The organism is Aquabacterium soli (genome assembly GCF_003933735.1).
Lineage (GTDB): Bacteria > Pseudomonadota > Gammaproteobacteria > Burkholderiales > Burkholderiaceae_C > Aquabacterium > Aquabacterium soli.
In genome coordinates this window covers 1-5437 of sequence record NZ_RSED01000042.1, presented here as the reverse complement: position 1 = coordinate 5437, position 5437 = coordinate 1, and the positions used below count along the sequence as shown (strand labels likewise).

The 5437-nt window shown below is 48.0% G+C and carries 5 protein-coding genes; all 5 read right to left on the bottom strand.

Annotation, left to right across the window (positions count from 1 at the left end; translation table 11 throughout):
• Nucleotides 1-49: 49 nt before the first annotated feature.
• Nucleotides 50-742: an exosortase-associated protein EpsI, B-type gene (gene epsI, locus EIP75_RS23555; protein WP_125245631.1), complete on the bottom strand. Its 693-nt coding sequence runs from the start codon at nt 740-742 to the stop codon at nt 50-52.
• Nucleotides 742-1611 carry a polysaccharide biosynthesis tyrosine autokinase gene (locus EIP75_RS23550; protein WP_125245630.1) on the bottom strand — a complete coding sequence of 290 codons (870 nt, stop codon included), beginning with the start codon at nt 1609-1611 and terminating at the stop codon, nt 742-744. Before EIP75_RS23550 ends, epsI begins: the two co-directional genes overlap by 1 nt.
• 12 nt (nt 1612-1623) lie before the next feature.
• Complete coding sequence (gene epsF, locus EIP75_RS23545) at nt 1624-3051, bottom strand: chain length determinant protein EpsF (RefSeq protein WP_125245629.1); 1428 nt, start codon at nt 3049-3051, stop codon at nt 1624-1626.
• A 79-nt stretch (nt 3052-3130) separates the two neighbouring features.
• Nucleotides 3131-4039, bottom strand: a complete 909-nt coding sequence (xrtB, locus tag EIP75_RS23540; RefSeq protein ID WP_125245628.1) for an exosortase B — start codon at nt 4037-4039, stop codon at nt 3131-3133.
• Nucleotides 4040-4169: 130 nt separating this feature from the next.
• Nucleotides 4170-4985 (bottom strand): hypothetical protein, encoded by an 816-nt coding sequence (locus tag EIP75_RS23535; protein ID WP_125245627.1) that lies wholly within the window; start codon nt 4983-4985, stop codon nt 4170-4172.
• Nucleotides 4986-5437: the final 452 nt, after the last annotated feature.

Below are 5437 nucleotides of genomic sequence, written 5' to 3'. Positions count from 1 at the left end.
GGCCGGTCACGCCGGTGATCAAAGCAATTTTCTTCACGACAAAATCCCATTAAGTTCTACTAGCACCCAGCATTCGCACACGCGGGCCAGGACTCATTGCACCAAATAGATCGTTCAAGAATCGTTCCTGAAGATCGTACTCATCTGAAATGTTCGTACCGATTGATGAAACTCTGACTAATAGCCCATCGGGGGTTACAAGTTTTGCACCATATCTAAGCAAAACATATTTCTGGTCAATTCCCCGATTGGCCACTTGATCACCAACCACCACCCAATAGGTAATCGGCTCATTCCTTCCACCAGCTTTGGCTGTCAAATGCCGAACCTTTACAGATTCATCAGCCACCCTGATATCGACATCGCTCACCGGCCCCACCGCAAACCCTTGTGCGGCGTAGCAAACCTCAGGAAAATGCACTTGCAAACCTTCACTTTGGTTGGCTCCATACGCCAATGAAAGCATCACTCGCTGTCCTTGCCCGTTGACATAGGTTCTAGATAGCACATCCGTGTATATCTTTGAAAGGGTCTCTTGCTGCTCGGGATTGGCTATAACTACCGGTTGCTTATCATCAATACGCCATTCCCCAAATTTTTGAGGAATCACAGATTCTAGGCTCGCCTCAGGCAATACAACCCGTCTGGGATCCTTTTGGCCCAATTGATGGGCCACAATTGCGGTAGACGCAAAAACAAAAAAAAGCGCTACAGCTTTTTTAAAGAAAGCCTGCTTCACCATCACTCCTTGAATTGATTTAGAACAGACCCAAGATAATTATTTCCACCCAGCTTCAAAGATTTTTCAAGGGCAACAAATTCCGCGGCTTTTGTTCGCCCCACCCTGGCTACGGCGACTGAGGCTCGGCATTTGGCCGCAATAACACGGGCGTCAGCTCCGTACGTAGCCGCAGGAGTGTCCACAACCACGTACTCAAATTTATTGAGCAATTCATTTATCAAGATGTCAAAATTCCGCCCCTGGATAAGTTCCAGTGGATTGGGAGGAATTACACCTACCGGCATTAAAAAAAGACTCTGTAAAGCCGGAATCGGGCGAACAACATTGGATTCGGCCCGACCTGACAAAATACCGCTGAGCCCAACGCCATTACTATCCAATCCAAATATCTCGTGCTGCCTCGGCGTGCGCATGTCCGCATCGACGAGTAATGTTCTGCTTCCCAGCTGACTGAATGCAACCGCCAAATTAGCAGCGAAATATGATTTCCCATCACCAACGCCAGCACTACACACTGCAATGGCCGACCTAGTTGGCGTCGAGTTTAGGCCATTCAACAGTTTCGAGCGGACATCTCGAAAGAACTCGGCTGGATCGCTGAAGGGTTCATTGGCGACGACCAACTCTTCACTTATGGATTCACCAGCAGAGGCCGCGTAGGGATAATGGAACTGTTGGGCTAATGCCCAAAGCACGTCACCCTTCTCCACAAATCCAAGGGCTACAGCGGCCTCTCCGAACTTAACCCCGTTCTCACGCTGATAGGTAACAATTTTCTCGACTTGATCGGGGCTCAAGTTATTCGTCTCGGCAATAATTTGCCCAATTGAGCGATCTACCGGCAATGCGGAATTGTTTGCGTTGTCCATCTTGTAAGCTTTTTACTTAGAACCGATCAACTCGGGCAATGCACGATTAGAAATCTTCGGAATATTGGATGCCGGGAGGATTCGACGCTTGCCGGCCTTGGTCAAAGAAGGCGGCATATGTCCAAGCAGTTCATTGCCCGCGATTTGAAGCAAGTCGTCATCCACTCTGATTCTTCTATCGAAGAATTCGATCAGTAAAGTAACACCAAGCGCCAGCAAAACACCCAGGAATATGGAAACCACCAAGAAAATAAGGAACTTGGGCGAAGAGTGAGATGGTGGCGGACTAGCCACCTTCAAAACGCCCACATTTGTCTGATTGCTTTGTCCTTCAAGAGCAGTCTGATTCAGCCGCATCGCAACAAGATCGTAGGATTTCTGCGCGTTATCGACATCGCTATACAGCACACCGGCCTCATCACGCTGCTCTTTAAGCTTGAGTAACTTCTCTCTTTGAGCTTCTAATGCCGCGCGGACTTGAGCTTCCCGCTGCTGGTTGACTGCGCTGGTGGTCCGAACACTGGAATTCACACTACCTGTTTCATACACAAGCCGGGCCTTGAGTTCCGCAATGCTGGCTTGCAGTTGAACAACCTGAGGATGAGATGCTCCCAAGGTAGCACTGAGCTCTTTCAATTTGGCCTCTTGCCGCGAAATGTCAGTGCGAAGCCCTGCCACAACCATACTGCTGAGTACTTCCGAGGTGTCACTGCCGGCTTTGGAGGCCCGACTAGTAGCATCTGCAGTTTGCGTTTGAAGTGCAACAAGCTGAGCGGACAACTCATTGAGACGATTGGTCTCCACGTCGAAGCGCTCATCGGTAGCAATAATGCCATTCTTCTTCTGATAAGCGGAAAGCGCTGCACGTGCCTTTTCCAACTTATCTCTAGCCTGTTTGGCTTGCTCATCAAACATACGGCTGAACTGCCGTGCTGGCTCAACACGCAACTCAAGCGTAGTATCAATATAGCCTTGCACGAAAGCATTTACCACCGCTGACGCAAACCTCGGGTCAGCGGCTGTGTAACTCACATTGATAACGCTAGATTCCCTGGAGGGCTTAATATCCAAATTTTTGAGGAAGAGATCAGACAACCACGATTCGAAAACACCTTGGCCTTCTGTTGCCTCCTCCCATTGGGCACGCATTTGAGGACTATCTTCAAGACGCAAATATCTTATCGCTTTTTGCGCCACCCGTTCACTCATGATGACATCGATCTGGGTGGCCACATAGCTTGGCATCAAGACGCCTTGCATAACCATCCCAGATATTGGGTCTGGCGACTTCGAATCAATCACAACAGCAGCGGTGGCCGTGTATTGCTTCGGCAACACAAAAACCAAAGTCAAACCTAACAACACCACCACTGCAGCAATGGACAGAAGCAAAATCTTCCGAGCCAATAGGATGGAAAATAACTGTTTAATTGTCATCATTTACCCTCAAGGAGGAAGCAAACTCTTGTTATCTTGAAAGACATAACTAGAAAACCTGTCCGAAATGCCTAACCATTATTTAGCCATTCACAGGCATTGTTTTTTTGTTTTTAAAAAACAACCCTAAAAATGAGTCAGCCCCAATAGTCAACATTGTCGCAACCATGAATAGCAATATTCCAGCAAAGTTATGCACAAAACCCTGACCAACAGCATCCCCGAAGTAATATGTGACCAAAACAAGAGCGATCACCCTGATTACATTAGAAATAAACGAAATTGGCAGAATCGCAATAGCCAACATAATGTTTCTCAGCTTGTTGGTGTGCTGCACTACACTCATGTAAAAGACACCAATTGCCTCCAGCGCAAATAGAGAATTCAGTCCTGCGCAGGCGTCAGCTACCAGCAACTGATAGGGACCAATTGTCAAGGTCACACCCGCACGGCCAATTGGATATCCGGCCTTGTACATGATTTGCTCGGCAACCACGGAAACTGCATTTTTGAGAGGCCCTGTTATGGCATCAACCAAGGGACCTGGCAAAGGAACAACAAAAATAATGAAAAACAAGGGAAACCACATGTGCTTTAAGCCTCTTAGACCTCTGTAAAATAAGATCAAAGAAGAAAACACTAATATCTGAGAGCCAGCATCCAACATCAAGATATCTTGAGATCGGCCCACCAAATAGGACAGCAATCCAATCGCCATGAGAAGCGATGCCAACAAGGGACTGCTCGCATAAGGCGCATCGATTAATGAAGGCCATCTTTGCCATGCTAGCCACATGGTTAAAGCCAGCATGATTGGGCCATGGCCTTGGCCTACGATGTTCCAAACATTCTGATCCAGCGCTATGTAAGTGGGAACGTACATAGCCAAGAGCCCAGCGGCTAAGAGGAGCAACTGGGGGATGGATGGCACGATGGTGGCGCGTGAGGCGCTCCGAATCGGAGATGAAGCCGGGGTCACTTGGGTACTCATGCGTAGGCAGACTAGATCATGCAAGACAAGTTCCAACTTAGGGCGACGCAAGTCCGCCACACCACTCAAACGAGTGTACGGTGCGCTTGTGACGGTTCTAGGCTGAAAGGAAATCGTTTCTTTGTGTAGCTCACCGACGGTGCATGCGCAGCCCGATCAAGCCCAAACCAGCTAAAGCCATGCCCCACGATGGGAGCTCGGGCACAGCGGTAATAGCAGTGATAGAAAACTGCGCTGATGTTCGTCCTGGAAATGCTGCTCCACCTGTCATGGTGCTGTAAGCACTGAGTCCTGTCTGGAGTACATAGTCGCCTTTAAAAAGGGTTAAGTATTTTTTGTAATCGCGACTCGGTATGCCAGACTCACCGACATAGCCAGTGGATGCCCAGATAATTCTTCCATCCTTGTCAGCGAGGTTAAAATAAAAGTCCTCGTCTCGAAAATCTCCTATGATGCTACTCATTTGGAGGACAACTTCTGTTTCGGTCGTCACGGCGAAACAATATCGTACTGCGGTATGCGCTGCGCCCTCGCCTTCAACGTTAAAAGGATATGCAGGGCTACCAGCAACGTTAACATCTGCAATGCTGGAAAAATATAATCCATCTCCATCTGCTCTGAATTCTTGGCTGGCGACGCCCTGAGCAAAACTAGACGCCTCTGGAAGCTCTAAGCTCATTCCCACTGATAAAGTACTCTGCGAAGTTGTTGTACTATCCTCCTTCCCATAATCCTTTTTTATAACTTGACCAGCACCGAGGTCAAATGCTTTTATCTGTCCATTTATATCAACACTTCGCACCAAGCTTTGTGCGGTGAAAATATTGGTCATAGAATAGGCCGGCGCAACAAGAATCCCTTCAAGGCCCATAAAAATCAAAAAGAAATGGGAAAACACTCCCTTGCCAGGCAGTAAAAAAAATTGATGAAATGGTTTCCCATGCATAGCCGCCCCTTATTAGTCAAAAAATGACCACCTAAAACATCGAGCCGTATATTTAATGCATTCGCCCTCAAAAACCATCGCGAATCGTAAATTTGGTCGCTGAATGTAAATTTCCGCTTGCGGTCTTTAGATTGCATGCCTGCATTTGCTCTTGATTATTGTAGGGAATGTTGTATCCACCGAATTATTTTAAAGCTTGTAAGCAAGCACGCGCTTAGAGATCAATTAACTAAGCACTCAATCGTGGATGTAACAGCCGGAGACAGCTAGGCATTGGAAGCTGCGGTAGACAGAGATGCCCGCCAACTCAGAAGGCTTGGCCAGCCAGCCACCTGCAGAACAGGTTCAAGGGGCGGCTAACCACTCAGCGTGTAAGCTTGGTAGCAGTGACTACCCAGCAGCTAGCTCAGGGGGAGCCAGACACATCATCTTGTCTGGCCAGGAAATCCCGA

Excerpts from the sequence above, each read along its gene's own strand:
- epsF (WP_125245629.1), bottom strand. The coding sequence starts at position 3,051 with ATGATGACAATTAAACAGTTATTTTCCATCCTATTGGCTCGGAAGATT.
- EIP75_RS23535 (WP_125245627.1), bottom strand. The coding sequence starts at position 4,985 with ATGCATGGGAAACCATTTCATCAATTTTTTTTACTGCCTGGCAAGGGA.
- epsI (WP_125245631.1), bottom strand. The coding sequence starts at position 742 with ATGGTGAAGCAGGCTTTCTTTAAAAAAGCTGTAGCGCTTTTTTTTGTT.
- xrtB (WP_125245628.1), bottom strand. The coding sequence starts at position 4,039 with ATGAGTACCCAAGTGACCCCGGCTTCATCTCCGATTCGGAGCGCCTCA.
- EIP75_RS23550 (WP_125245630.1), bottom strand. The coding sequence starts at position 1,611 with ATGGACAACGCAAACAATTCCGCATTGCCGGTAGATCGCTCAATTGGG.